Below are 25,692 nucleotides of genomic sequence, written 5' to 3'. Positions count from 1 at the left end.
TTAGCGAATGGTCGCGGGGGTCGCGGAGATAGGGGTAGCCGGCGCGGGCAGAGAGAGCGCCGCTTGCAGCGTGGCCGGGTTGTCGGAGCGGCACACGCCGTCCATGCCGGGCATGTACTGATCGACCACGGCCTGGAACAGCCGCGGCGATACGCTGGCATACAGGGTGACCGGGTCCTTGCTGCTGGGGCGCTTGAGCGCGCCATAGGCGCGTTCGTCGAGCGCCTGGCCGGAAGCGCGGGCGCGCGCGATCCAGGCGTCGAAGGCCTCGCGCGACGTGGCGTACGTCTTGAAATGCATGTCGGAAAAGCCGGCACCGCTGTAGGCAGCAGAGCGGCCGTCGTAGACGCCCGGCGTGTCGGCCAGCAGATGCAGCTTCGTCTGCATGCCGCTCATCGCGTACACCATGCTGCCGAGCTGCGGGATGAACAGCGCATTCATGGTCGATTCCGCGGTGATGCGGAAGTTGACTGGCGTGCCGACCGGCACGGCCAGCTCGTTCAGCGAGGCGACGCCATATTGCGGATAGATGAACAGCCACTTCCAGTCCATCGCCACCACGTCGACCTCGACCGGCGTGACTTTCGCTTCGAGCGGCCGGTACGGGTCCAGCCTGTGCGTCGTCTCCCAGATGATGATGCCGAGCGCCGCCACGATCACGCACGGGATGCCCCACACCACCACTTCGATCGCCGTCGAATGGGACCAGCGCGGCGCGTACTCCGCCTTGGTGTTGGTCTCGCGGTAACGCCAGGCGAAGTACAGCGTGAGGACAATTACCGGGATCACGACCGTCAGCATCAGGCCGGTCGCCAGCAGGATCAAGTCGCGCTCCTGCGCGCCGACCGGGCCTTTCGGGGACAGCAGTTCAAATGAACAGCCGCCCAGCAACAGCGCGAGGGCGGCGATGGATTTGCGCATCTTTGACAAACCTTTGTATGGATTTACCTGGGGCGGTCGCGATGGTAAGGTAAGACAACATCCATACAAGGCAAACTTTTCGGTGACTATCAACCTACAAGAAAACCCTCATGTGCTGACCTGGGCGCGCGGGTTTTCGGCCGGCGCCGGCCCGCGCTACCTGCAGATCGTCGGCTTCCTCGAGCAGGCGCTGGCCGACGGCCTGCTGCTGCCCGGCGACCGGCTGCCGCCGCAGCGCGAACTGGCCGCCCGCCTTGGGGTGGACCTGACCACCGTCACCCGTGCGTTGAACGAGGCGCGGCGGCGCCGGCTGGTGGAATCGCGTGGAACGCTTGGCACTTTCGTCGCGGCACAGACCGCCGAACTGGCCCAGGTCGTCGATCTCAGCATGAACGTGCCGCCTCCGCCGGAAGGTGTCGATTTCAACGACGTGATGCGCCGTGGCCTGACGCAGGTCACGCTGCGCACCGATGCCAGCCTGCTGATGACGTACCAGCTTGGCGGCGGCAGCGCGTCCGAGCGTGCCGCGGGCGCGCAATGGCTGGCGCCGATGCTGGGCGCGGTCGAGCCTTCGCGTGTGGTGGTGTATCCGGGTGCGCAGAGCGCGCTGGCGGCGCTGGTCCTGGCGCACAGCGCACCGGGCGACGCCATCGCCGCCGAGCCGCTGATCTACCCGGGCATGCGCCTCGCGGCCGCCACGCTGGGCCGCCGCATCGTGACGATCGGCGTCGATGCCGACGGCATGCGCCCCGACCTGCTTGAGGCCGCATGCCGCAACGAAGGCGTGCGGCTGGTGTATCTGAATCCGACCTCGCAGAACCCCACCACGCACACCATGCCCGAAGCGCGCCGGCTGGAACTGGCGCGCATTGCCGCCGCCTGGGATGCGCTGATCATCGAAGACGATCCCTACTGGCTGCTCACGCCCGATGCGCCCCCGCCCATCGCGGCACTGGCACCGGAACGCGTTGCCTACGTATCGACACTATCGAAGTGCCTGAGCCCGGGCCTGCGCACCGCTTACGTCGTGATGCCCGGTGGACCGGAGACGCAGGAAGCCATGCTGTCCGCGCTGCGCGCCTTCAGCCTGATGGCGGCGCCGTTATCGATGGCGCTCGCGATGCAGTGGATACAGGACGGCTCGGCCACCGAACTGCTGGCCGGCATTCGCGCGGAAGCGGCCGCGCGTCAGGCCATCGCGCGCCAGTGGCTGCCTGGCTCCGGGGCGCTGTCACCGGCCGGCATCCACCTTTGGCATGCACTGCCGAGCTACTGGAGCGCTGCGCGGTTCAGCCGTGCCGCGCTCGATGAACAACTGCGCGTCACGCCCTCTGACGCATTCCATGAAGGGCCGACGCCGCCCAACATGATCCGCATCTCGCTCGGCGGCGCGGCGCAGCGTACGCAGCTGTCGATGGCACTGAAGCGGCTCGCGGACCTGCTGGCACGCAAGCCGCTCGATCAGGCAGCGGCCGTGGTTTGAAGGATACCTAGCCGTGCCGTTTCGGCAACCTGTCCCGGGCGGCTAGCGCAGCCAGTTGCCCGAGCTTTTCGAGCGCCATGAACAGCGCCATATCGCGCTGCGCCTGCGGCTTGCCGGCACGAAATACCGTCTGAACGGTGCCGATCAGGGTGTGATGGCGTACCAGCACGAACCCCTGGTTCAGTCCGCTCGACGTGAGCTCCGTGCAGGCTCGGAAGTCGTAGTAACCGACGCGCCTGAACAGCGCATCGGGATCGGTGTCGGCCACAATGGTGTCGAGCCTGTTTACGGCTCCATGGAGATTGGTGCAACCGCCTGCACTGCTTGCAGCCCCATGATCCCAGCAAAGGTGCGGGCAAGGGAATAGCACGATCAGGGTAATTGCGTCACGGCGCGGAGGCAGCAAGCCAGCGAGCCTGGCCTTGGCCGGGAATGCGGAGGCGATGAAGGCGCTGTTCAAGCCCGTGCAATCATTGCGCGGTACCATGCGCATTCGCCGGGGTCCACTGCGGGTCGCCGGCGGCAAGGTTATCCAGATTCCTGCAGGAGCCCTCGCCTTGAGTCTATTCGCGGATGATGACACCCGCCTGCCGCACGACGCGCCCGACCGGCCCGCCACGCCAGCACAGAACGGCCTGCGGCGCATGCGCATGACGGCAACCGCTATTCTCGCGGCCATGCTGGTGCTGCTGGTGCTCAGCGCACTGGGCCAGGCCTACTTTCCTTCGTACGCCTCGTGGCTTGCGTGGGTGCGCGCGTTTGCCGAAGCCGGCACCGTGGGCGCAGTCGCGGACTGGTACGCGGTCGTGGCCTTGTTCCGCCGCCCGTTCGGCCTGCCGATCCCGCATACCGCAATCATTCCGCGCAACCAGATGCGCATTGCCGATAGCCTGGGGAGCTTTGTCGAGCGGAATTTCCTCGCGCCCGAGCTGATTGTCGACCGGCTGCGCGCGCACAACACGGCAAAGGTGGCCGCCAGCTGGCTGGCCAGCCCAGCCAACAGCCGGACGCTGGCCGACCCGGTGGTGGATTCGCTGCCGGCACTGCTGCAGGTGCTCGACGACGACAACGTCGCCCGCCTGTTCGAGCGCAGCGCCCTGCCCTGGCTTCGCACGCTCGATGTCTCGGCCCTGGCGGGTAACTTGCTGCAAGTGCTGACGGAGCAGCAGCGGCACCAGCCGCTGCTCGATCGCGGCTTGCGCGCCATGGAAAAATGGCTCACGGCGAACGCCGGCGTGCTACAGGCCAAGTTCAGCGAGGCATCGCGCTATACACCGGTCCGGCTCGACGCCTACATCGTCAACAAGTTCGTCGAAGGCATCATCGCGCTGCTGCATGAAGTCCGCTCCGCGCCGGACCACCCGTTGCGGCAGCAACTCGACGAAGCCATGCAAGTGCAGATCGTCCGCCTGCGCACGTCCCCCCGCTACCGCCGTACGGGCCGGTCATGGATGCGCGACTTCATCCGCTACCTGAAGCGCGAAGACAGCTATCGCATGCTGTGGCAACGTCTGCGCCTGTGGCTCGGCAGCGAAGCGGCACGCGAGGATTCGTGGATGCGCGCCATGGTCGCCGACATGCTGGCGTCGCTCGGCGCGAGCGTGCGCGATGATCCGGCCCAGCAAGACCGGCTCAATGCGTGGTGGCTGCAGCTCGTCCATGCGGCCGTCATCCGCTACCGCCACCAGGTGCCTGCGCTGATCTCCGAAGTCGTCAAGAGCTGGGACCCCGACGAGATCACGAGGAAAATCGAGTCGGAGATCGGGCGCGACCTGCAGTTCATCCGCATCAATGGCACGGTTGTCGGCGGCACGGTGGGTGTGCTGCTCCATGCCGCATTGCTGTGGCTGGCGCCTTGAACTCGCATGCCTCACCGTACTTGTGAATTCCTGTCGAAGGCTTAGACTCTGTTGTCGGGCAAGTGCAGGTTTGACCGCTGCCGCGGCCCGAGTGCCGGGACCTGCTGGTGAGTCAAGGCGCCCATGTCCTTCACGGCATACAGGGACGCCCTGCTTCCCTTGCACCAGGAACTGATCAAGCGCCAGGAGCAGGGGCGCATCCGGCAAACGTCCTGCCCCGGGATTCCAAGATTGAGGGAAGGAGGTACATAGCCATGCCGCATCGCGCGCCGGGCGACCGGAAACTCCTCATGCCACGCCGTTGGGCTCGCGGCACCGCGAGCCTGCCGCTGCCCGGCTGGCTCCATGGCTACCACAAGGAGTGGGTAGCTCCCGATGTGATCGCCGGGCTGACCGTCGCAGCGGTAGTCATCCCGAAGGCGCTGGCCTATGCCACCATCGCGGGGCTGCCTGTCGAGGTCGGCCTGTACACGGCTTTCGTTCCCATGCTGGTCTATGCGCTGCTCGGCAGCTCGCGCTTGCTCAGCGTCAGCACAACGACGACGCTGGCGATCCTGGTAGCCGCGTCGTTTTCCACCCTGGGTCCCAATCCTGGCACTGCGACACTGGTGGCGGCTTCGGCAACGATGACGTTCCTGGTTGGCGCCATGCTGATTGCTGCAAGGCTTCTGCGCCTTGGCTTCGTCGCTGACTTCATCTCCGAGCCGGTGCTGATCGGCTTCAAGGCTGGCATCGGCGTCGTCATCGTGGTGGACCAACTCCCGAAGCTGCTTGGCATCCATTTCCAGAAGGGCTCGTTCTTCCACAACGTGCTGGGGATTGCGCAAGGGATTCCGCATGCCTCGCTGGCCACCGCGGCCGTCGGCATCGCGATGGTTGCGATCCTGCTGTCCATGGAGCACTGGTTGCCGCGCGCTCCGGCGCCGCTGATCGCGGTGGCCATCGGCATCATCGGCGTTTCCGTGCTGAACCTGCCTGCGTTGGGTGTGGCCATCGTGGGCAAGGTGCCGACCGGACTGCCGCCGCTCACGCTGCCCGATCCGGATCTGATGGAACAGCTCTGGCCCGGGGCACTTGGCGTTGCGCTGATGAGCTTTACCGAAAGCATTGCCGCCGGCCGCGCATTTGCGCAGAGCGGGGAATCGCCACCGCCGGCAAACCGGGAACTGCTGGCGACCGGCTTCGCGAACCTGGCCGGTGCGTTTCTCGGCGCCATGGCGGCCGGCGGCGGAACCACGCAGACCGCAGTCAACCAGATGGCGGGCGCACGGTCACAGCTTGCCGGGCTGGTGACTGCGCTGGCGTCGCTGGGCACGATGCTGGTACTCGCCCCGCTGGTCGGACTGATGCCCGAAGCCACGCTGGCCGCCGTGGTCATCGTCTATTCGATCACGCTGGTCAAGCCCGCGGAATTCCGCGCGGTCCTGCATGTCCGGCGCACGGAATTTAGCTGGGCGCTGATCGCCATGGTTGGCGTCGTTGCGCTTGGCACCCTGCAGGGCATCGTCGTCGCCATCATCATTTCCATGCTGGCGCTGGCCTACCAGACCTCCGACCCGCCGGTGTACGTGCTGGTTCGCAAACCGGGGACCAACGTATTTCGCCCGCGTTCCGACAGGCATCCCGAGGACGAGACGCTGCCGGGCCTGCTCATGTTGCGGCCCGAAGGACGCATCTACTTTGCCAATGCACGGCGCGTCGGGCACAAGCTGCGCGCGCTGGTCGCGGAATCCAGCCCTCGCATCCTGGCGTTGGACCTGGCCGGCGTCTCGGACCTCGAGTACACCGCGCTGCATATGCTTATCGACGCCGAAAGGCTGCTGCGCGAGGAAAACGGCGTGCTGATGTGGCTGGCCGGCCTGAACCCGGACGTGCTGGAGATGGTCCGGCGCTCGCCGCTCGGCGAGACGCTGACGCATGAAAGGATGTTCTTCGCGATTGACCTGGCCGTTGCGAGGTACGAGGCAAGCAGCGGCAATCCGCCTGCTGGCCAGGCGGCCAGCGCAGAGCGCAACCCTGTGGCGTCTGCTTCGAGAAACGATGGTACCGGCCCGTCGAAGCGGTCGATCTGAGCATCAGCATCGAAGGGCCGGGAAGGCAGGGATAGTCATAGCGCCCTGTGCCTGCCGTCCCGGCGCCAGAGCGCAGCCGCGCAAGCAGCAGGCAAACTAAGCGGACGCGAAGCAATAGGTACAGATCTTGTTGCCGTCCGGATCGCGCACATACGCCGCGTAGGCGGTGGGTGTAAAGCTGCGCGGACCAGGCTCGCCTTCATCCAGCGCGCCGAGCTTCAGTGCCGTCTCGTGAAACGCATGGACGGCGGCACGGCTTGGCGCCGCAAAGCTGATGGTGCCGCCATTGGCATAGGTCGCAGGCAGACCATTGCCCGGTTTGGTCACCATGAACGCCGGGACATCCGCCCCCCAAAGCGATGCGGTCTCCAGGTTCATGACCCGCTGGACACCGAGTGTGCCGAGCACTTCGTCATAGAAATTCCGGGCGCGTTCCAGATCGTTCGTGCCAATCACAACGTGGGTAAAGATGGTCATACTCATAGTTCCTTGGTTAAGAAGAAAAGAATTCCAGGCCACGGCAAGTCGCGCCAGCCTGTTCAGATGCATTTACCTGACCGTTGATGTCCGGGTCAGCATTGGGCGACTGCGCTCCGCCAGAATGCTGGCGTGAAAGTGGATGTGGTCGCCAATGAACGTACTGATGAAGTAATAGCCGTGGTCATAGGCCTCATGCCGCCGCAGGATCAGCGGCTGTCCGACGCTTGCACAAGCGGCTTCGAATGCCGCGGGGTTCAGTTGCGCCTCAAGGAATTCATCGCCGAGACCCTGGTCAACCAGAATGCCTTCCGGAAATGGCGGGCGCGTTTGCTGGCTCATCAACGCCGATGCGTCGTAGTCCATCCAGACTGCCCGGTCCGCGCCGAGGTAGCCGGTGAAGGCCTTCTGTCCCCACCGGCACCGCGTCGGCGCGGCAATCGGCGCGAACGCCGACACCGAGCGGAAACGCTGCGGATGCCGCTGCGCGAGCACCAGTGCCCCGTGACCGCCCATCGAATGCCCGAAAATGCCGACACGGTCCGGATCGACCGGCAGCTCACGGCTCACGAGGTCGAACAGCTCCTGCGCGACGTAGCTTTCCATGCCCCAATGCTGGCGCCACGGCGCTTCAGTCGCGTCGACGTAGAAACCCGCACCAACGCCGAAGTCCCAGGCATCGGCTTCGCCCGGCACGCCAGCGCCGCGCGGACTGGTGTCGGGGGCCACCAGGACCAGCCCGTGCTCGGCGGCAAAGCGCTGCGCACCGGCCTTGATCATGAAGGTTTCCTCGGTGCAGGTCAGCCCCGCCAAATAGAACAGGGCCGGCAGCTTGCCGCCACCGGCCAGCGCCTGTGGCGGCAGGTACACCGAGAATCGCATTGGCAGCCCGATGGTGGCCGATGCGTGCCGGTAGAAGCGCTGCACGCCGCCATGGCAGCCGTGTTCGGACAGCAGTTCGAGGGTCACGGCGCGCTCCTCAGTACAGCACCACCGAGCGGATCGACTCGCCGCGCTTCATCAGGTCGAAGCCTTCGTTGATGCGGTCGAGCGGCAGCGTGTGCGTGATCAGGTCGTCGATGTTGAGCTTGCCGTCCATGTACCAGTCCACGATCTTGGGCACGTCAGTGCGTCCGCGCGCGCCGCCGAAAGCCGAGCCCTTCCATTCGCGACCCGTGACGAGCTGGAACGGACGCGTGGAGATCTCCGCGCCGGCCTCCGCCACGCCGATGATGATCGACTTGCCCCAGCCCTTGTGGCAGCACTCGAGCGCCTGGCGCATGACCTGCGTATTGCCGATGCATTCGAACGAGTAGTCCGCGCCGCCGTCGGTGAGCTGGATGATGTGGTCGACGACGTTGCCCACGTCCTTCGGGTTGATGAAATGCGTCATGCCGAACTTGCGCGCCATCGCTTCGCGCTCGGGGTTCAGGTCCACGCCGATGATCTTGTCCGCGCCGACCATCTTCGCGCCCTGGATCACGTTCAGGCCGATGCCGCCGAGGCCGAACACCACCACGTTGGCGCCGGCTTCCACCTTCGCGGTGAAGATGACGGCGCCCACGCCGGTGGTCACGCCGCAGCCGATGTAGCAGACCTTGTCGAACGGCGCGTCGGGGCGAATCTTCGCGAGCGCGATTTCCGGCACCACGATGTGGTTGGCGAACGTCGACGTGCCCATGTAGTGGAAGATCGGCTTGCCGTCGATCGAGAAGCGTGAGGTGCCATCCGGCATCAGGCCCTTGCCCTGCGTGGCGCGGATGGCCTGGCACAGGTTGGTCTTGCGTGACAGGCAGAACTTGCACTGGCGGCATTCCGGCGTGTAGAGCGGAATCACGTGGTCGCCCGGCTTGAGCGAGGTCACACCCGGGCCGACATCGGTGACGATGCCCGCGCCCTCATGACCCAGGATCGCCGGGAAGATGCCTTCAGGATCGGCGCCGGACAGCGTGTAGTAATCGGTATGGCAGATGCCGGTGGCCTTGATTTCCACCAGCACTTCACCAGCACGGGGGCCTTCCAGGTCCACGTCTTCGATGGTCAGCGGGGCGCCGGCTTTCCAGGCGATGGCAGCTTTGGTTTTCATAGTCGGAGGATGTGGTTAGTCGGTCAGAGAAAGATCAGGTGCAGGAATCGGCTTGATACTCCGCCCGTCAGCGAATGGCGACGCGATGCATTCGACGCGGTTCGGGGTGGTAGTCGTTGACGGCGTAGTGCTGTGTGGCGAGGTTGTCCCAGACCGCGACAGACCCCTTGGTCCAGCGGAAGCGGACTTGCCACTCCGGCACCTTCGCCAGGCCGCTGAGGAAGCCAATGAGCGCGCAACTTTCGTCGTTCGTCACATCGCGAATGTGGGTGGTGTAGAGCGAGTTGACGAACGTCACCGGCTTGCCCGTGACGGGATGCTCAAGAATGACGGGCTGCTCGATCGGCGCATACTTTTCGCGGGCTGCCCGATACAGCGCCCCCGTTTCATCGCGCTTGCGGAGGTTGTCGGTCAAGGCCGGTGCCTCCCAGTTGTGGACGGCGCGCAGACCTCGCAAATGATCCTGCATTGCCGGTGAAAGCGAATCAAACGCCGCCGTCATGCTTGCCCACATCGTATCGCCGCCGGTTTCCGGCACGTCCACCGCATAGAGGCATGCACCGGCAGGCGGGGATGTCTGCCACGTCAGATCCGCATGCCAGATGTCCGTGCCTGTCCTGGTTCCCTGGCTGACGAGGAGCTCCACATACGGATTTTCCGAATGCGCGGGAAACGTCGACGAAACCGGCTCCACCCTTCCGAAGATCTTCGCAAAGCGAACTTGTGCTTCCGGCGTCAGATCCTGATCGCGGAAGAAGATGACCTGGCGCTCGGCAAGAATGGCGCGCAAGTCCTCAGCGTGTTGAAGCACCTGATCCGGATCGGCCAGGTTGATGCCGTGAATCTCGGAACCGATTGCAGGTGTGAGATTGTCGATTTTCATGAGTCGTCCTTCCTTGGTTTGTTCGAACTGCCTTTAATTTCCACTAGTGGCAATTTGTGGCAGTTTAGTTGGATCGGTCTTGCAGAGTCAAGCGCATCGGGTCGTTGGGCGCGCTGGCATCACCCTCCAGGCCCACGCCAATGACCGCCCGAAGGCATTGAGGTATCTCGAAGCCTTGCGCTCGTCTCTATTTGCGGGGGGTGACGGGCCCGCGTTTGCCATCAATGGCATCAGCGATCATGCCCGAGACGAACTCAAGGTAGTTGTCCACCTGTCGCTCACATTCCTTGCCCGGCCCAAAAAGATGTCGGAGCAAAGGTTGTGCCGTGGGGATAAACGCGGACACGCTCAGTATCAGCAGGTGTACGTACCTCGCATCGATGTCCGCACCTCGCGCATCTTCGAGGATCATGTCGGTCAGCTCCAGAGCGCGTCGGGTAATGCGTTGCAGCGCATCGCCGACCGCATCCTCTTCGGCCACGTCCTTGCCGTGATAGATCTCGCTAAGCGCCAGCCGCTCGAAATGCGGATGCTCTTGCATGAACTCCAGACGTAGCAGCAAGCGCTGATGGACGCGCTCGCGGACCGTGCCTTGCATGCGCATCACCACTTCCATGCGATCCTGCAACTGGCTCATCAGGTGTTCGGTTACCTCGCGCAGCAGGCCGTGGAGATCGCCAAAGTAGTACCGGACCAATGTCCTCGCGACCCCGGCTGCCGCCGCGATCTCGAGGATGGTCAGTTGCTCCGGCAGCCGGGTCTTCAGCAATTCCACCGTCGTCTGGAGAATGACCTGTTTGCCCACCGTATCCTCTCCCGTGGGCCTGCCGCTCACGCGCCGTCGCGCGGGCTTGCCAGCCGAGGATGTACGCTTGGTGGGAGTCTTCGTTGCCATATCGCAGGTAGTGATGGTGGAGAACGAGGGCCAGGGACGAACACTGACTTCAGCATGCATGTCGCCGCGGCCTGGCCGGCGTCCCGGCATTCTAGCAACTTCGTGATGTGCATATTTGTCGCCCCGGCACCGGACTACACCGCCTGGGGGAGCGGCATGGACCGGAACCGCCGTCCGGTTGCCTGGAACATGGCACTCGCGACAGCCGGCGCAGTCGGACCCAGCACCACCTCGCCGCACCCTTGCGGCGGCCGGTCACTGTCGAGAATGACGACCTCCACGCGCGGCATCTCCGCCAACTGCAGCAGCGGATAGTCATGGAAGCTGCTTTGCTGGACCGCCCCCTGCTCAAAGGTCAGCTGGCTCTTGAATGTGTTGGTCAGCGCAAAGCCGATGCCGCCCTCCACGTTGGCTCTGATCAGCCCGGGATTGACCGGACGGCCGGCATCGATGCCGCAAACGGCGCGCCTGAGCCTGACCTTTCCTGCCGTCAACTCAAGCTCCATCACGAGCGCGACAAACGTCTGGAAGCCCTCGCCCCGTCCTGTGTAGACGTTGAAGGCCATGCCGCGGAACACGCCGTTTGCTGGCGGGCGATCCCATTGCGCTGCACGCGCGGCCGCGTCGAGCACCCTGACAGCCAGTGGCTGGTCGGCGAGCAGCTTGCGCCGATACTGGTAGTCATCCATGTGCGCGGCCGAGGCAAGCTCGCTGACAAAGCTTTCCAGGAAGAAGACGCTGGAGGTACTGCCGACACTGCGCAGGAAGCTGAGCGGAATCGGCTGCTTGACATCGACGGCATCCACCCGCAGGTTGGGCACGCGGTAGATCAGGTCGTAGATCGACTCGACCATGGTTTCATCCCATCCCCCCACGGCCGCCATCTTTTCCTGCTTGATGACGCCATAGAGCGATTGACCGGATATTCGCGCGTGCATGGCCGCCGGCATGCCGGCTTCGTCCAACACCGCGCGGAACCGCCCCGCCGCACCGGGCCGGTAGTAGGAGTGCCGCGTGTCGTCTTCCCGGGAACGAATCACCTTGACCGGCCTGCCCACAGCCTTGGACGCCGTCGCGGCATGCAACGCAAAATCCGGCAAGTACTTGCGCCCGAAGCTGCCGCCGAGATAGACGGTATTGACGATCACCTTGTCCGCGGGAATGCCGAATGCCCGGCTCACTTCGCCGCGCAGGAAATCCTGTCCCTGGAAAGGCCCCCATAGCTCAATCTCGCCATCCCGGACATGCGCCGTGGCAACGACCGGCTCCATCGTGGCATGCGTGACATACGGAGACTGGTAGTCCGCGGTGATGACGGATGGCCTGGATTTCCGCGCGAGAATGGATTCGGGATCGCCAAGCCTTCTCGCTACCGGGGCACTGGGGCTGTCGAGCGCGGCGAGGAACTGCCGGGTGATCTGCTCCGAGGAGACATGCCCGGCGACACCCGCATCGAAATCGATCTCGAGCGCATCAGCAGCCTGTTTGGCGATCCAGTAGGACTCGGCCACCACGATGATGGTATTGGGTGTCGCAACCGGCCACAGCGACGTCGTCACAATGGCGCTCACCCCTGGCCTCTTGCGGACCTCCGCTTCGTTGCGAATGCGCACGATGCTGCCGGTCACGCTTGGCGCCATGCGCACCGCGCCTACCAGCATCCCGGGTACCTCGATATCCATGCCAAAGATGGCACTGCCGTCGACCTTGGCCGCGGTGTCCACGCGGCGAAGGTTCTTTCCGATCAGCGTCTGCTCCGATGGCACCTTCATCCGCGGCCGGGGACTGATGCGCAGCTTTGCCGCATCCCCGACCACCTCGCCATAGCCCAGGCTTCGCCCGGTGGCGGGATGAATGACACGACCGGTCCTGGTGATGCACTGAGAGGACCGCACTCCCATCCGCTTCGCGCCGGCGCGCAGCAAGACGTCTCTGGCTTGCGCACCGGCCAGGCGCATGCGCTCATAGAAGAACGTCATCGACATCGATGCGCCGGTGTACTGCTGCAATGGCTCTTCCCCGGCATCGTTCCGGTACGCGTCCCGTCCGGTAACGAACCTGACCGAGATATTCTTCCAGTCAGCGTCCATCTCGTCGGCGAGCACTTGCGGCAAGCCGGTATAGATGCCCTGGCCGAACTCGCATTGCGACACGCCGACAATGGTGTGACCGGATGGCTGGATCCAGATCCAGTCGCTGACCTCGACTTCCGCGGATGCCTGATCGGCCCCTCCGTCGTTTTTCGGGTAGACCACGCGTATTGCCAGGCTCCCGGCAGCGGGCAGCGCCAGCGCGGCTGCCACGCCCTTCAGGAGAAGTCGTCGCCGAGGTGACCGCACCTCGCTGGTGTTACCGCTATTTGCCTGCCGCGGCGCCATGGATAGCCTCCCGAATGCGATGATAGGTTGCGCAGCGGCACAGGTTGGTCATCGCCTGGTCGATCTGCTCGTCGGTGGGGGTCGGATTGCTCTTCAGCAGAGCCGCCGCGGACATGATCATTCCCGACTGACAATATCCGCACTGCGGGACATCCTTGTCGATCCACGCCCTTTGAATCGGATGAGACCTGTCCCTGGACAGTCCTTCGATCGTGGTGACCTGCTTTCCATCCACGGCCTTTACCGGGACGGAGCAGGACCGCATTGGCGCTCCGTCAACGTGAACCGTGCAGGCACCACACATGCCGATACCGCATCCGAACTTGGTGCCGGTGAGCTTGAAGTGTTCGCGCACCACCCATAGCAAAGGTGTTTGCGGATCGCCGTCGAATGTGACGCGCCTGGCGTTCAGCAAGAATCTCATTTCGCCTCCTGTCTCCTGTTTGATGTGTGGACGGTCGCTGCCACCTCAAAACGACGTATGTAGTCCGACACTGACCACTGACTGGTTCTGGCCAGACGACACACCGACGACATTCATCGCCGCAAGGCCGTCAACGGCGTGCTGATACGTCCAGAACGCATACAACTGGGTCCGCTTCGAGAAGTAATACATGCCACCGAGATGAAGCTGGTGCCATTTGGTCTTCTCGAACTTGCTGAACGAGTAGCCAACGGTGGCCGCAGCCGCTGGCGTGGCTTGCCAGGTCAGGCCGAGATCGGCTGCGTTCATCGTGCCTTCCGCCGCACCGGCTCGCAGCGTCGAACGCGAGTAGAGGGCGTTCACGGAAAGCGGCACGGATTCAAGGCGATAGCTCCCGCCAATGCCCCCTGCCTTGAATGCATCGATGAACATGGCGGCACCGGGTGTGAGCCCCCTGCCGAGGGCATTCGGAAGACCGGTAGTACCGCCAATGTCGAAGGCCCGGCCGTTGGCGTCCGTGTAGGCGACCGTGACGCTCAGCCGGTCCGCGTCGTATGTGCCGGCAAGGCTGTAGGTGCGCTTGGCGCTGCTGCTACCCGGCACCTCGCCCAGCCCGACCATCGCACTGAGTTGCATCCCGCCAAAGCGCGGCGATTGATACGAGATGGCATTGTCCACCGGGAACTGACTCGATAACCCGTCGAGGTTTCCGGGGTGATACAGGTAGAAATTGAACAGCTGGTAGCCATTGCTCCACTGGCCCAGCTTGTCGGCCACGAAGTCAACCTGGCGGCCAAGCCTGACGGTACCGCTGCTTGCCGACAAGCCGACCCATGACGCCCGGTTGAAGATCTTCCCCGCGGCGATCATGGAACCACTGTCGGTCAGGAAGCCATTCTCCAGCTGGAAGATTGCCTTCATGCCACCGCCAAGGTCCTCGGAACCGCGCAGACCGAACAGATCGGGTTGCGAGATCCCGCCGTCCATGCGAACCGTACTGTTGCCGCGGATATTGCTGATCCACGGAACGGACGTATCGACACTCCCATACAACGTCACCTGGCTCTGCGCGAACGCCGTGTTGGCACAACAGACAGCCAACGCAGAGATAACCCTGTGCTTCATGATCAGCCCGCCTTTACCGTTAGGTTTGAGTCTTCTGTTCACCGGCCACTAATTTCCATATATGGCAATTAGTGGCAAAAAAAGTCGCTTACTGAGGCGTCGAGGATGCGTCCTCAAGCGTTCGCCCGGTTGTCTCCTCGCCGAATAGTCCGACCGCAAGCGCCGCGGCAAAGGCGACGCCGGCGATCACGACGTAAGACGTGGAAAGCGAACCGCGGGCAACGAACCAACCGATCATCGAAGGACAGATGATGGAAGCCAGGCGCAGCATCGCGCTGGACACGCCCACGCCGAAGGTGCGGATCCCGGTCGGATACAGCTCGGGGGTATAGACATAGCAGCCGATGAACGCGGCAGCCGTGAATCCGAATGCGAGGGACATGCAGAACGCCGTTGTGGCCGGAGCCATTGGCGCGAAAAGGACGGGAGCCAGCATCGCGAAGCCCGCGCAGATCCAGGTCATGGTCATCCACAGTCGGCGCCCGAAGCGGTCGATCGCGAGCGCGCACATTGCTGAGCCGACAATGCCGGCCAACGACGTGTAGGTGCCGTACTTGAGCGCCGTGGCCAGGTCGATGTGGAACACCTCACGATAGATCGTCGGCATCCACGACGTGACACCAGCTGTCACAAAGCCGCCGGCAAACCACAGCGACACCAGGACAAAGGTCCTGCGCAGCAACGGCGGCCGGAACAGGCTTTGCCAGGTTGCTGGCGGCTCCTGCCTGGCCACAGTCTTGTGCCTGGTTTCGAGAGAAGCCGGCTGCCCGTTGGCGCCCGCCGCCCTGGCGTACTTGCGAAAGCGTTCCAGTGCGGCATCGGCTTCATGGAAGCGGCCTTTCGACGCGAGCCATCTTGGAGATTCCGGCAAGAAGCGACGCATGCAAAGCGCGATCAGCGCCGGCAATGCCCCCAGGAAGAACATCGTCTGCCAACCGAGATTGGGCACCACCCACATGCCCGCCAGGCTCGCGGCAAACAGGCCGATGGGGAAAATCAGTTCGTAGAACAGCACGAAGCGTCCGCGATGCTCGGACTTGGCCAGTTCATTGATGTAAGTCGCCGCAACCGGCAGCTCGCCCCCAAGCCCGAGACCCTGAATGAATCGATATGCCATCAGGCTCATCGGGCTACCCGCGAACGCGCAGGCCAGGCTGCCAAGTGCGAACAAGGCCACCGAGAGGCTGGCGCAACGCAGGCGCCCGAACTTGTCCGCAAAGTGCGAGAAGCAAAGCGAGCCAATAAGCTGGCCGAGATAGCCGATGGAGATAATGAGGCCGACCTGCTCAGGAGATAGCGACCACAGCTTGATCAGCACCGGCATCGCCGCAGCGATGGCGAGAACATCGAAGCCATCAAAAAAGGTGGCGCTCCCAACGATGACACGTGCAAGCCGGTGCAAGGGCGTAAGGGGAAGCGCCTCCACTTCGGCCACAATGCGTGCGGCTTCGTTCTGCTCAGTCGTTGTCCGCCACACACTATCGTGCGCGGCTCCGCTCGACCCTCCGTGACCTGATAATCCATCCATGCCGCTTCCCGTGATTTCTGTCCCTGATGTGCTCATACCTGCTCCAACTGAATCAAGACTAACCTCCCGTGTGACGCGCCGATTGCCTGTCCACGGCCTCGGCGCAGTTCCCATGTGCTGCAGTGGCGATTACCGACGCGTGATGATTTGCTTCCATCCATCGACTCACGCCGACATTAATTTCCACTCGTGGCAATAATAGTTGCCGCACGCTGTCCTTCGCTGTAGGGGTTTTCCTGTACGCCAATGCCGCTTCTTGGATCGTGCCTTGGTGCGCCAGCGCGCCAGTCCTCTATCATTGACCAGCCGCTGCGGTGAGCCGCCAACTTCATTTGCCATTGGCCGCGACATGCATAGCGGCGCGCCAGCCATGACCGGATCACCAATGCCCCGATACATTGCCTTTCTTCGCGGCGTCAGCCCGATGAACGCCCGGATGCCCGAACTCAAGCGCTGCTTCGAGGCGGCGGGCTTCTTCGAAGTGAAAACCTTGCTCTCCAGCGGCAACGTCGTGTTCAACGCGCGATCATCGTCACTCACCAGCCTGGAGCGGCGCGCCGGGAAGGCCATGCAAGAGGAGCTGGGCCGCAGCTTCGACACCTTTGTCCGTCCGGCGGGCTATCTACAAGACCTGATCGATTCGGATCCCTATGCAGAGTTCAGCATTGCGTCTTCGGCCAAGCGGGTTGTCACGTTTCTGCGCGGGCCGGTGCCGCCAGACGTGAAGCTGCCCATCGAGCGTGATGGCGCAAGCATCGTCAAGGCCGGTGCCACGGAGATCTTCAGCGTCTACATACCGGATCCGAAGAAAGGTCCCGTGTTCATGAGCCTGCTCGAACGCACGTTCGGCAAGGACATCACCACGCGCACGCTCGATACGGTCATCAAGTGTGCCCGGGCATAGGCAACCCTTTCCCTATGACGGGAACAATGCCATCTGCCCCGTGAGCAGCGTCTCGAAATCCTCATCGAGGAAAGGCAGAATGGCATCGGCGATAGGCTGCAGTTGCTTTGTCACGTAATGCCCATAGTCGATGGGCGCCGAGCGAACTTCAAGCGGCTCCGGCCCCGCCACGGTCATCACATAGCTGATCCAGCCGCCATGCTGATATTGCAGCGGGCGGCCGTGGCGTTCGTTGTGGGCATCGGCAATCCGCGCAGCGCGGACGTGCGGCGGCACGTTGCGCTGGTAGTCGTCGAGCTTGCGGCGCAGCCGCTTGCGGAACACCAGCTGTTCGTCCAGTTCGCCAGCCAGCGTGCGGCGCACGATATCCCTCACGTAATCCTGGTACGGCTCGCGGTTGAAGATCCGTTCGTAGAGTACCTGCTGGAATTCCTGCGCGAGTGGAGACCAGTCCGTGCGCACGGTCTCCAGCCCCTTGAACACCATCTCGACCCGGCCGTCGGGCCGCTGCACCTGGCCGGCATAGCGTTTCTTGCTGCCAAGGTCCGTGCCGCGGATGGTGGGCATCAGGAAGCGCCGGAAGTGCGTTTCGAACTGCAGTTCCAGCGCGCTTTCGAGCCCGTAGGTCTGCCACAGGTGATCACGCCACCAGTCGTTGACATAGGCCACCAGGCTGCGGCCGATCTGGCTGGCGTCGGCCTCCGTCCGGGCCCGGCGCAACCACACGAACGTGGAATCCGTATCGCCGTAGATGACCTCGTAGCCGCGCGCCTCGATCAGGGTCCGGGTCTGCTGCATGATCTCGTGCCCGCGCATCGTGATCGACGACGCGAGCCGCGGATCGAAGAAGCGGCAGCCGCTTGATCCGAGCACACCGTAGAACGCGTTCATGATGATCTTTAGCGCCTGCGAGAGCGGCTTGTTGCCGTCGCGCTTGGCAGCTTCGCGGCCCTGCCAGACGCGGGCCACGATGGACGGCAGGCAGTGCTTCGTCCTGGAGAACCGCGCGCCACGAAAGCCGGCCACGGAATCGGCATCGTCGGGATGAGCAAGCCCTTCCACCAGGCCGATCGGGTCGATCAGGAACGTGCGGATGATCGACGGATAGAGGCTCTTGTAGTCGAGAACCAGCACCGATTCGTAGAGGCCGGGGCGCGAATCCATGACAAAGCCGCCGGGGCTCGCCTCGGGCGCCTTGTCGCCGAGGTTGGGTGCCACATAGCCCTGGCGGTGCATCAGCGGCATGTACAGGTGCGTGAAGGCCGCGACCGAGCCGCCGCTGCGGTCCGCCTGAAGGCCCGTCACCGTGGCACGTTCCAGCAGGAAGGTCAGCAACTCCGTCTTGTCGAAGATCCGTGTCACCAGCTCGCAATCGCGCAAGTTGTAGCGTGCCAGCGCCGGCTTGTCCTGCTCGAACATGCGGTCGATGGCGTCCATGCGGTCATACGGGTTGTCGATCGCCTTGCCTTCGCCGAGCAGTGACTGGGCTACCGATTCGAGGCTGAACGATGGGAAGGTCCACGTGGCGGAGCGCAACGCTTCGATGCCGTCAATGATCAGGCGGCCGGCGGCTCCGGCGAAATAGTGCTGCTGGCTGCCATGCTCGCGCCATTCCATCTCGGCGCCGCCGCGGCCAAGGCGCAACGGCACCTGGAATTTGCGCGCATGCTCGTGCAATACGCGCAGGTCGAATTGGACGAGGTTCCAGCCAATGATGGCGTCGGGGTCATGGCGCCCCATCCACGCGTTCAGCCGTTCGAGCAATGCCGGCCGCGTCTCGCAGTATTCGAGCGAGAATTCGACGTCCGCGGGCACGGACGGTGCCGGGCCCAGCATGTAGACCTGGCGCTGGCCGCACCCTTCGAGTGCGATCGAGTACAGGTCGCCGAAGGCATTGGTTTCGATATCGAGAGACACCAACCGCAACGTCGGCCGATAGTCCGTGGCGGGTTTCATCTGCGCGTTGCGCACCACGCCGCTGCCATCGGCATCGCCGTCGTACCAGACCGGGGCGGTGATGAAGCGTTCCATCAGGTAGCGCTCCGGTGGCCGGATATCGGCTTCGTAGACGTCCACGCCCGCGTCGCGCAGCGCGCGGCTGTGCTGTCCCAGTTGCCGATACTGACGACAGTAAAGGCCAGACACGGGCCTCTGGTTGAAGTCCTGGAGTCGGAGCGGACGCAGATCGACAGTCGCGTCACCCTGCAGCACGGCCTCGGCGCGCTGCCGCTGGGCCTCCGGCACAAAGGCTACGGACGGTTGCGGCGGCAATCGCAACAGGCGTGGGCCGTCGTCGGTGGCAAGCCAGACTTCGACTTCGGTACCCGCCGGCGTATCGCGCCAATGCCGGGTCAGGATGAAACCCTGTTGAAGTGCCACGCTGCAAAACCCTGAAGAAGCTGTCCGGGCACAAGTTTAGCGGAGATAGCGGGATCGCTCTCTCGCCTACCCGTGCCCAGTACAAGCGCCAGCAGCGTGGGATGAGGTGACAGCGTGTATGGCTGTCAACGCGTCAAAACTTCAGGCTTTACCTCCGTCCAGCCCGGCCCCGGGTCGAATGACTTGATGGCCGCGCCCTTGGCAGCGCTGTTCGGACCAAGGTCGCTTTCGTACACCCGCCCGTCGTAGCTCACCATGAAGGTCTTGATTCCGGTATCGCCATACCGGGCCGGCCACGCGATCAAGGCAAAGCCGCCAAAGAGCTTGCCGTTCACGAGGTAGTCATACTTGCCGCCTGGAGCATGCGGGCCTTGCGAAGTCAGCAGCTTGTAGTGATAGCCGTGGTAGCCACTTTCCCCGAGGCTTTGCTTGCCAGCCTCGAGAAACGCCGGGCCCAGCGGGCTTTGCGGTTCCCCGGGCGTGCTTGGCCAGTACAGGCCGTCGCGCTTGCCTGGCGAACTGGCAAGCTTCAGGGCGTAGGTCGATATGCCGGTCTTCTGCTGGCTCAGCCGGGCATAGTCGTCCTGCGCATCGCACACGGCCAGCAAGGTCTGCATTGCCGACAGCTCGTTGCGGCCAATACGGCGCGCCTTCATTTCCTCTACGCCGGCGCGCGTGTCGAAATGCCAGCCCTTCGCGGTCTTGACCAGCGGAATCGGCAACGTCCAGCCGTCCTTGCCCGTGGCGATGCGTGCGCGATTGTCCCCGTCGGGCTGAATCGCATGGGACTGGCTCCAGGCTTCCAGGAACCGGTAGCGGATATCTGCGCCGACCGGCGGAATCAGGGTCTTGTAGTTGGCGCCGAGGATGGACTGCATCGCCGTATCGTCGCTGGTGGCCACGGCGTTCCCAAAGGCCGTCATCGCGGCCTCGGGTGTGCTGAAGTCCTTCTGCGCGTACGCAGGTGCCATGCCCCAGAGCAACATGGCCACCGCCACGGCGAGCGTGCGGCCCCTGGCGTGGCGCGGATACGGAGTATGTCGCAGTATCGAGTTCATGATCCGGCCCCTCCGTTTAGCGCCTGCCACCACGGCCACCGCCACCGCCACGGCCACCGCCGCCACCAAAGCCGCCGCCTCCACGGCCGCCGCCACCGCTGAAGGAGCCTCCGCCACCACCTCCACGGCCGCCTCCGCCGGAAAAACCTCCGCCGCCGCCATGGCTGGCGCCACTCTGGCGATAGCCCGTGGACTGCATGCTGGACCTGCCGCGGTCGACATCACGCTGCGAAGCGCCGCCGCCGCCCACGCCTTGGAACGCGTTGTCGCGTCCGCCGCCTGCAGCGCCTCCGCGCCCGCCAGCGCCGGCCTGACGGTCCGACACGCCTGCGCGGTTGCCGGCGCCACCGCGGTCACCGACTCCGCCGCGGTCTCCTACACCGCCCCGGTCGCCTACGCCGCCTCGATCACCTACGCCGCCTCGGTCACCGACGCCGCCTCGATCACCTACGCCGCCCCGGTCTCCTACGCCGCCTCGATCGCCTACGCCGCCCCGGTCACCGACGCCACCGCGGTTGCCAGCGCCGCCGCGATCACCAAGACCGTCGCGGCCACGAAAATCATTGCGCCTGTCGGCCCCGGCGGAACTCCGGCCGCCGAATTTTTCACGCGATGCGTTGTCCCGGTACGCCACGCCCTTGCGGTGCGAGGCATCGTGGTTCCACTTGCCGTTCTGCACCTTGGTCCGGTCGAAGTTGCGGTCAATATTGGTAGCACGGTTGACGTTCACATTGACGTCGCCCCCGCCCCAGTTGCAGCCGCCGAAGATTGCCCCCGCTGCCGCGAGGCCGACGCCCCAGGCAAAGCCCGTGGCCAGCGCGGCGCCCGGATAGTAAGCGGGATACGGCGGCCAGTAGTACGGCGGATAGGATGGATATCCCCACGAACCGTAGACCACCGTCGGGTTGTAGGACGGCACGTAGATGACTTCAGGATTGGCCGGCTCGATCCGCACGACGGTCTGCGGAGCCGCCGCCTGCGACGGTGCGGGACCCTGCACGGGCGCCTGCGCGGGGGCTTGCTCCACAATCACGTTCTGCTGTTCATTCGACTTGAGGTTGCCGGTCTGCTGGGCTTTGGCCCGCAGTCGCTGCACCGCGGCAAGCACGTCCTTCTCCTGGGCGAGGAAGGCATCGCCAAGCTTCTGGGTCCAGTCGAGTTTGTCGTTCATCGGCTCCAGCGCCTGCGGGAACGCCACCAGCGACTTGACGCTGACATCCCACGGCTGGTCAGCGACGGCCTTGACCGCATCGTCGCCCTTGACCTTCGGGTTGGCCTTGACCCAGCGCGCCGCCTGCACGATCTCGAGCGGGTACGTGGAGGCCATCAGCACCTGGGCCAGCACCGAATCGGGATACAGGGCGATCGGGGCGACCAGTGCCTCGAGTTCCTCCGGCTTGAACGTAGTAGCCGGCGCGGACGTGTCCTGCGCATGGACGGCAAACGATAGCAACGCCAGAACTGCGAGCAGCCAAGCCCTGGCGCAGCGGAGCGAGCGCGTTGTCCACGGATCCATTGCCATCCCCCCAAATCGCCCGTTTGCCGGGCACCGCGACGGGCTCAGCGCCCGAAAGAAAAGGCATTACCTATATGACAAGTACATGCTCGCCCGAGCCGCTGCGTTCCAGCGGCACAAGTGCTCAGTATCCATCCTCGTGTCAACTCTATGTGCAGCCGGAGCATTCCGAAATGAAATCTTTCCATCGCCGAGATAAGCAAAGTTTTTATCCCGATGTTGTGCGGCATTCGACACTCACCGACCGGTGCGTCGATCCGACGCTGCCGCTGCTTAGCGGCGGTGTCGGTCCCCTTGGCGGGAAGGCGGTAACTGGCGCTGCGGGTAGAGTTTCTGGAACTGGGCAGTCGTAACTCCCATCCCGCTCTTGTCGTCGATGATGGTCATTTCCTGCCACGCGCTCGGCGCCCCCTGCAACCCCGGGAAGTCCCTCAACTGCCAGACGCGGCCGGCCTGCGTATCAAGCAGGAAGGCACCTCCGCGGGCCTGGGCGTTGCTCACGATCTGGAACCGACCGGGCCGTCCGAGGGGCGGCAGGTCGTCGGCGCGTGGCGACGCGGCGGCCGCGCTGGCATCGCTGCTCCCTGCCGCGCCCGTCTGGGGGGCCGGGCTTTTCTCCGGTTCCCGGCCACATCCGCTCATCAAGACCATTGCCAGGCACAACGCATACGATGCCCTGTAGGACATGGTGGACTCCTCTGCGTGCGGACCGACCGTCCCGTGAACGGCCGGGCCGCTGATTGCCGCTGCCGTCTATGCCATCAGCTGCGACTCATATTCATCGCGGAACTGGTGAAGCGAACTGTCTACCACCGTGACAGCGCCGTCGATCAGCCCGCAGCGACCGCTGCCGGGAAGGATGCGGCACAGGTTCTCCAGCGCCTCCAGGTCGGCGCGCACGCCGCGGCCCGTGTCGATCCGGTTGAGCAATCGCATCAGCTGGAATGTGCCCCCCTTGCACGGCGGGCACTGGCCGCAGGAACCTTGCGCAAAGAAGCTCACATACTCGGCCACCTTGCGGACGATGCTGGAGCCCTCCGATACGACGATCATCGCGCCGGTCCCCAGGCGCGAGCGCCGCTTGCGCACCGAGTCGAAATCCAGCGCTACGTCGAGATCGCGCTTGGTCAGCAGCGTGTTGGACGGCCCGCCCGTGAAGACAGCCTTGAATTCCTTGCCCTGCAGCATGCCGCCGCCAAACTCGAAGATCAGTGTCTCCAGGCTGGTGCCCATCGGCAGCTCGTACAGCCCCGGGCGCAGGACGTCGCCCGACAGCGAATAGAGCTTGGTCCCTGCCGCCTGAGCGACGCCGAGCGCGCGATACCACTGCGCGCCGTGGCGAAGTATCCCCGGCACGTGGGCGAGCGTCTCGGTGTTGTTGACGATGGTCGGCGCCCCGTGCACGCCGCTGTCCGCGGGATAAGGCGGCTTGCGCCGGGGAAATGCGAACGTGCCCTCGACGCTGGCTATCACGGCCGTTTCCTCGCCACCGATGTACAGGCCGGAACTCGGCACGACCCGCAGCGTCAGCGGCCCGCCGAGCAGCCGCTCGAGTTCGGCGAGTTGCGCATGTGTTTGCCACTGCTGCACCGCCTGCCGCGTCATTTCGAGCGACAGTGGCTGATGCGGATTGACGTACAGCACGACATGATTGGCCCGCGTGGCTGCCGCCGCGATCAGCGCGCCCTCGATGACCTGGTGCGGCGTGTGCTCCAGAAGGAAGCGGTCCTTGAACGTGCCGGGTTCGTCTTCGTTGCCATTGCAGATGATGTACTTGTCGACCGCGGCTGCAGCAGCAACTGGCCTCCACTTGCGGTGCGTCGGGAACCCCGCGCCGCCCATGCCGCGCAGATCGGCCTGTTCGATCTCCGCAAGGATCGCATCCGGATTGGACAAAGCCTTGGCCAGCCCTTCTCCGCCACCACGCGCAAGCCAGGCCTGCAGGTCTGCGCCGACCCGGATGTCCTCCTTAAGCAAGACCTGATTCAGCTTTTCCATCCGCTTTTCCATGACGCGCTCCGCCGATCGCTATCTCCCTATCGCTAACGGATGCCACCGGGCGCCCGGCCCCACGCGCCCGGGCTGCGGGCCGCGTCGACGCGCAGATCGAAATGCGCGTAGCCGGGGAACAGCAGCGGTGCCTGGACGTGCAGCGGCAGCCCGGCGAGCGTCAGTTCCCGCTGCCAGGCATGCACGTGGCCGATGCCGGCGCGGTTGGCCATGGCGTTGCCGCCCGCTGATGCGGCGCTGGCGCCGGCATGCCGGCCCATGCTGAGGATATCGAGCAGCGCATTGCCCATCAGGCGGTTGCGTCCGTGAATGCCGCCCGTGACTTCGCCCACGCAATAAAGGCCAGGCACGCTCGTCGCGCCGTCCTTCCCGATCGCCACGCCCCCGTTCTGGTAGTGGAGGGTTGGGTAGACCATGAAGGGCTCCTGTGCCGCATCGAACCCACACTTGTGCGCGAGATGCCGCAGCGTCACGAGCCGCCTGGAAAGGATGCCCGGGTTCTGCATTTCCAGCGTCGGCGTGTCGAGGAACACGCCGACCTGGCCATCGCGGTCGATGCCTCGCCCCTCGGCGCATTCGCGCAAGATGGCCGAGGCCACGACATCGCGAGGCTTGAGTTCCTCCACGAAGCGTTCGCCGTTGCCATTGAGCAGTTTTGCGCCCGCGGAACGCGCTGCTTCCGAAATCAGCCCACCCGCCAGGTGGGACGGATACGCGATGCCGGTCGGGTGGTACTGGAACGAATCGAGTTCGCGCAGGCGCGCGCCGAGACGATAGGCAAGGACAAGACCGTCCGCAGTCGCACCATAGTGATTCGAAGTCGGGAACGCATTCAGATGCAGTCGCCCCGCGCCGCCCGTGGCCAGGATCACGGACCGCGCGCGAACCAGCACGAAGGTGCGCAACTCCAGGTTGTAGATCACCGCGCCAGCGCAGCGCCCGCGCTCGTCGGACAGCAGTTCGACCGCAGGGCAACGGTTCCACACGTCGATGCCGGGATCGAGGTCGACCGCCTCGCGCAGCACGCGCATCATCTCGAGCCCGGTGTAGTCGCGATACGAAAGAATGCGCGCGGCCGACGCACCGCCTGGCTTCTTGCGCAGCAGATTGCTGCCGATAAGCCGGTCCTCTTCCTGGTCGAACATCATGCCGAGCCGGATCAGCCAGCGAATCACGTCGGGCCCGTCCATCACCATCTGAGCGACAAGTTCTGGCTCGCCGCAGAAATGCCCGGCCCGCAGCGTGTCCTCGAAATGCAGCTGGGGACTGTCGTCGTCGCCGATGGCGGCCTGGATGCCGCCTTCGGCCATGACGGTGTTGCTGTCACCAAGGCGCAACTTGGTGGCGAGAATCACGCGCGCCCCCTGCTTTGCCGCGGTCAGCGCTGCGGCACACCCGCCGCCCCCGCCGCCGATGACGAGCACGTCGGTGGTCGCCAGTTGCGCGCCGGCGATGTCGACATCGTCGATCAGCGCATTGGCCTGCAGATAGCGCGCGAGGTCAGGCTGGCACGACTCCCCGCGGTTGACGCCAACGGCCAGCGGGACATGCGCGTTCGCGCCATGGTCCGGATGATAGGCCTTGAGCAATGCGTCGACGGGCATGTCGTCGCTGCGCACCGCGTGCTCTGCGCCCGGACGATAGCGCTGGCGCGCGTCTTCGTAAGGGATGCCGGCTGGCATGACGGTTCGCCC

Annotated in this window: 21 protein-coding genes; 4 read left to right on the top strand and 17 right to left on the bottom strand. The window is 64.5% G+C overall.

Going from position 1 to position 25,692, the window contains the following annotated elements; translation table 11 throughout:
• Complete coding sequence (gene cyoA / locus K2O51_RS10900; protein WP_220630213.1) at positions 1-921, bottom strand: ubiquinol oxidase subunit II; 921 nt, start codon at positions 919-921, stop codon at positions 1-3.
• Positions 922-1,003: 82 nt separating this feature from the next.
• On the opposite strand from cyoA, the gene K2O51_RS10895 reads away from it, so the two are divergent.
• Entirely contained in the window at positions 1,004-2,404 is a 1,401-nt protein-coding gene (locus tag K2O51_RS10895) for an aminotransferase-like domain-containing protein (protein ID WP_425332969.1), read from the top strand.
• A 7-nt stretch (positions 2,405-2,411) separates the two neighbouring features.
• Here K2O51_RS10895 and K2O51_RS10890 read toward each other — a convergent pair whose 3' ends face one another.
• Positions 2,412-2,891: a hypothetical protein gene (locus K2O51_RS10890; protein WP_011300697.1), complete on the bottom strand. Its 480-nt coding sequence runs from the start codon at positions 2,889-2,891 to the stop codon at positions 2,412-2,414.
• 70 nt (positions 2,892-2,961) lie between these two features.
• On the opposite strand from K2O51_RS10890, the gene K2O51_RS10885 reads away from it, so the two are divergent.
• Positions 2,962-4,263: a DUF445 domain-containing protein gene (locus tag K2O51_RS10885; RefSeq protein WP_235679737.1), complete on the top strand. Its 1,302-nt coding sequence runs from the start codon at positions 2,962-2,964 to the stop codon at positions 4,261-4,263.
• Positions 4,264-4,553: 290 nt separating this feature from the next.
• Complete coding sequence (locus tag K2O51_RS10880) at positions 4,554-6,335, top strand: SulP family inorganic anion transporter (protein ID WP_220630211.1); 1,782 nt, start codon at positions 4,554-4,556, stop codon at positions 6,333-6,335.
• Between the two features lie 96 nt (positions 6,336-6,431).
• Here K2O51_RS10880 and K2O51_RS10875 read toward each other — a convergent pair whose 3' ends face one another.
• The 9 genes from K2O51_RS10875 to K2O51_RS10835 all read right to left on the bottom strand — a co-directional run bounded on the left by K2O51_RS10875 (position 6,432) and on the right by K2O51_RS10835 (position 16,080).
• The gene (locus tag K2O51_RS10875; RefSeq protein WP_220630210.1) at positions 6,432-6,812 is read right to left on the bottom strand and encodes a VOC family protein; all 381 of its coding nucleotides are present in this window, start codon (positions 6,810-6,812) and stop codon (positions 6,432-6,434) included.
• Between the two features lie 72 nt (positions 6,813-6,884).
• Complete coding sequence (fghA, locus tag K2O51_RS10870) at positions 6,885-7,781, bottom strand: S-formylglutathione hydrolase (RefSeq protein ID WP_220630209.1); 897 nt, start codon at positions 7,779-7,781, stop codon at positions 6,885-6,887.
• A gap of 10 nt (positions 7,782-7,791) precedes the next feature.
• On the bottom strand, positions 7,792-8,898 hold the full coding sequence (locus K2O51_RS10865) for an S-(hydroxymethyl)glutathione dehydrogenase/class III alcohol dehydrogenase (RefSeq protein ID WP_220630208.1): 1,107 nt from the start codon (positions 8,896-8,898) through the stop codon (positions 7,792-7,794).
• A gap of 67 nt (positions 8,899-8,965) precedes the next feature.
• Positions 8,966-9,781 (bottom strand): TauD/TfdA dioxygenase family protein, encoded by an 816-nt coding sequence (locus K2O51_RS10860; protein ID WP_220630207.1) that lies wholly within the window; start codon positions 9,779-9,781, stop codon positions 8,966-8,968.
• A 187-nt stretch (positions 9,782-9,968) separates the two neighbouring features.
• A complete protein-coding gene (locus K2O51_RS10855) occupies positions 9,969-10,586 on the bottom strand; it encodes a TetR/AcrR family transcriptional regulator (protein WP_245001805.1) in 618 nt (205 codons plus the stop codon).
• Positions 10,587-10,810: 224 nt separating this feature from the next.
• Positions 10,811-13,054 carry a xanthine dehydrogenase family protein molybdopterin-binding subunit gene (locus K2O51_RS10850; RefSeq protein ID WP_220630206.1) on the bottom strand — a complete coding sequence of 748 codons (2,244 nt, stop codon included), beginning with the start codon at positions 13,052-13,054 and terminating at the stop codon, positions 10,811-10,813.
• Positions 13,032-13,478: a (2Fe-2S)-binding protein gene (locus K2O51_RS10845; RefSeq protein ID WP_220630205.1), complete on the bottom strand. Its 447-nt coding sequence runs from the start codon at positions 13,476-13,478 to the stop codon at positions 13,032-13,034. Before K2O51_RS10845 ends, K2O51_RS10850 begins: the two co-directional genes overlap by 23 nt.
• Before the next feature lie 45 nt (positions 13,479-13,523).
• Positions 13,524-14,603 (bottom strand): porin, encoded by a 1,080-nt coding sequence (locus K2O51_RS10840; protein WP_220630204.1) that lies wholly within the window; start codon positions 14,601-14,603, stop codon positions 13,524-13,526.
• Between the two features lie 88 nt (positions 14,604-14,691).
• Positions 14,692-16,080, bottom strand: a complete 1,389-nt coding sequence (locus K2O51_RS10835; protein ID WP_220630203.1) for an MFS transporter — start codon at positions 16,078-16,080, stop codon at positions 14,692-14,694.
• A gap of 475 nt (positions 16,081-16,555) precedes the next feature.
• Between K2O51_RS10835 and K2O51_RS10830 the strand changes: the two genes are divergently transcribed.
• Positions 16,556-17,035 carry a DUF1697 domain-containing protein gene (locus K2O51_RS10830; protein ID WP_041680239.1) on the top strand — a complete coding sequence of 160 codons (480 nt, stop codon included), beginning with the start codon at positions 16,556-16,558 and terminating at the stop codon, positions 17,033-17,035.
• A 12-nt stretch (positions 17,036-17,047) separates the two neighbouring features.
• Here K2O51_RS10830 and K2O51_RS10825 read toward each other — a convergent pair whose 3' ends face one another.
• From K2O51_RS10825 to K2O51_RS10800, 6 genes are all read right to left on the bottom strand, one after another.
• Entirely contained in the window at positions 17,048-19,414 is a 2,367-nt protein-coding gene (locus tag K2O51_RS10825) for a DNA polymerase II (protein ID WP_220630202.1), read from the bottom strand.
• Between the two features lie 125 nt (positions 19,415-19,539).
• The gene (locus tag K2O51_RS10820) at positions 19,540-20,472 is read right to left on the bottom strand and encodes a DUF2950 domain-containing protein (protein WP_011300701.1); all 933 of its coding nucleotides are present in this window, start codon (positions 20,470-20,472) and stop codon (positions 19,540-19,542) included.
• A 16-nt stretch (positions 20,473-20,488) separates the two neighbouring features.
• Positions 20,489-21,988, bottom strand: a complete 1,500-nt coding sequence (locus tag K2O51_RS10815) for a DUF3300 domain-containing protein (protein ID WP_140948911.1) — start codon at positions 21,986-21,988, stop codon at positions 20,489-20,491.
• A gap of 273 nt (positions 21,989-22,261) precedes the next feature.
• Positions 22,262-22,675 carry a hypothetical protein gene (locus K2O51_RS10810; protein WP_011300703.1) on the bottom strand — a complete coding sequence of 138 codons (414 nt, stop codon included), beginning with the start codon at positions 22,673-22,675 and terminating at the stop codon, positions 22,262-22,264.
• Positions 22,676-22,741: 66 nt separating this feature from the next.
• Positions 22,742-23,986 carry a complex I 51 kDa subunit family protein gene (locus K2O51_RS10805; RefSeq protein WP_220630690.1) on the bottom strand — a complete coding sequence of 415 codons (1,245 nt, stop codon included), beginning with the start codon at positions 23,984-23,986 and terminating at the stop codon, positions 22,742-22,744.
• Positions 23,987-24,030: 44 nt separating this feature from the next.
• Positions 24,031-25,680: an FAD-binding protein gene (locus K2O51_RS10800; protein ID WP_220630201.1), complete on the bottom strand. Its 1,650-nt coding sequence runs from the start codon at positions 25,678-25,680 to the stop codon at positions 24,031-24,033.
• Positions 25,681-25,692: the final 12 nt, after the last annotated feature.

This window comes from Cupriavidus pinatubonensis (assembly GCF_019602855.1).
GTDB lineage: Bacteria > Pseudomonadota > Gammaproteobacteria > Burkholderiales > Burkholderiaceae > Cupriavidus > Cupriavidus pinatubonensis.
The sequence above is the reverse complement of the archived record's forward strand: the minus strand, read 5'-3'. Positions and strand labels throughout refer to the sequence as shown.

Coding starts and splice junctions, on each gene's coding strand:
- cyoA (WP_220630213.1), bottom strand. CDS start 921: ATGCGCAAATCCATCGCCGCCCTCGCGCTGTTGCTGGGCGGCTGTTCA.
- K2O51_RS10890 (WP_011300697.1), bottom strand. CDS start 2,891: ATGGTACCGCGCAATGATTGCACGGGCTTGAACAGCGCCTTCATCGCC.
- K2O51_RS10880 (WP_220630211.1), top strand. CDS start 4,554: ATGCCACGCCGTTGGGCTCGCGGCACCGCGAGCCTGCCGCTGCCCGGC.
- K2O51_RS10875 (WP_220630210.1), bottom strand. CDS start 6,812: ATGACCATCTTTACCCACGTTGTGATTGGCACGAACGATCTGGAACGC.
- K2O51_RS10865 (WP_220630208.1), bottom strand. CDS start 8,898: ATGAAAACCAAAGCTGCCATCGCCTGGAAAGCCGGCGCCCCGCTGACC.
- K2O51_RS10860 (WP_220630207.1), bottom strand. CDS start 9,781: ATGAAAATCGACAATCTCACACCTGCAATCGGTTCCGAGATTCACGGC.
- K2O51_RS10850 (WP_220630206.1), bottom strand. CDS start 13,054: ATGGCGCCGCGGCAGGCAAATAGCGGTAACACCAGCGAGGTGCGGTCA.
- K2O51_RS10845 (WP_220630205.1), bottom strand. CDS start 13,478: ATGAGATTCTTGCTGAACGCCAGGCGCGTCACATTCGACGGCGATCCG.
- K2O51_RS10840 (WP_220630204.1), bottom strand. CDS start 14,603: ATGAAGCACAGGGTTATCTCTGCGTTGGCTGTCTGTTGTGCCAACACG.
- K2O51_RS10830 (WP_041680239.1), top strand. CDS start 16,556: ATGAACGCCCGGATGCCCGAACTCAAGCGCTGCTTCGAGGCGGCGGGC.
- K2O51_RS10820 (WP_011300701.1), bottom strand. CDS start 20,472: ATGAACTCGATACTGCGACATACTCCGTATCCGCGCCACGCCAGGGGC.
- K2O51_RS10815 (WP_140948911.1), bottom strand. CDS start 21,988: ATGGATCCGTGGACAACGCGCTCGCTCCGCTGCGCCAGGGCTTGGCTG.
- K2O51_RS10810 (WP_011300703.1), bottom strand. CDS start 22,675: ATGTCCTACAGGGCATCGTATGCGTTGTGCCTGGCAATGGTCTTGATG.
- K2O51_RS10805 (WP_220630690.1), bottom strand. CDS start 23,986: ATGGAAAAGCTGAATCAGGTCTTGCTTAAGGAGGACATCCGGGTCGGC.
- K2O51_RS10800 (WP_220630201.1), bottom strand. CDS start 25,680: ATGCCAGCCGGCATCCCTTACGAAGACGCGCGCCAGCGCTATCGTCCG.